General features: G+C 45.8%; 1 protein-coding gene and 1 pseudogene. Both read right to left on the reverse strand.

Translation table 11 applies throughout. The annotated features are described in order from the left end of the window. Positions 1-726, reverse strand: a pseudogene (locus A3762_RS26730) (alpha/beta hydrolase); the annotation flags it as partial. 9 nt (positions 727-735) lie between these two features. Then, positions 736-954, reverse strand: a 219-nt coding sequence (locus tag A3762_RS26740; protein WP_231878682.1) for a hypothetical protein, incomplete at its 5' end; no start/stop codon positions are given.

Here is a 954-nt window from a genome sequence, read left to right on the forward strand (position 1 = left end):
TTCACCCAAGCCAACAAGTGATGGAAGTAATTCAGCAGTTGCGTGTGTGCCTGGCAGCAAGTCAACGTACTTAGGTGTAGTAAGTTGACTGAACATTTCCATCAGAGTGTTAGGCATAAATAGGTTATCACCATAAGCTTTTGCAAGGTAAACCGCAGTGCCATTTTCATTCAATTGATCAACGTAATTGATCGGTGAACGGATACTTGCCCATTCTACAACGTCTGGAATCGCATCTAGGTTCTGATTTTTTACATTGTTCCAATGTTGGTCAATGATTGGGCCTGGGTTGCCTGTTAAGCCGCCTGCTAGATTAAGTAGCTCACCCCAAACTTGGCGTGGCGATTGGTCGCCGTACAAAGCATGAACTAGATCGCCCCATGAACTCATTGCTGCAATGGCTTTTACGCGAGGGTCTTGCGCTGCACCTAGTAAGCTGATGCCTGAGCCGTAAGAAATACCCGCTGTTGCGATAGCGCTCTCGTCTACAGGGTAGTTAGCAATCAAATAGTCGATTACTGTGCTCTAGTCGTTCATGTCTTTTGGGCCAGCTGTGTCAATTAAACCGCCAGACTCGCCGAAACCACGCGTTGCATAATTCAGAACGATATAGCCTTTATCTGCAAGCTCTGCAGCTTGTTGTAAGTATTGGTATTCGTTCATTGACCAGCTATTGATGAAAATAATTGCTGGCGCAGTACCTTGAATATCTGTAGGAACAAAGATGTTCGCCGTTTATTCAACGCCATCAAATGCGGTAATGATGATGTCGTCATCTGTTGTGTAGTTCTCTGAATCTGGGAAGTTTGGAGCGCCTAATAAGCCGCCTGCAAAGTCTAGAATAGGAACAGAGCCTGAACCAGTCGCACTAGCCATTTGCGGAGACAAAGCTACCGCAGCACACATTCCGAGCGCAGTAAGGGTCTTTTTCATTTTAATCACCTGTCGTATGTG

The sequence above is a fragment of the Oleiphilus sp. HI0125 genome (genome assembly GCF_001635355.1).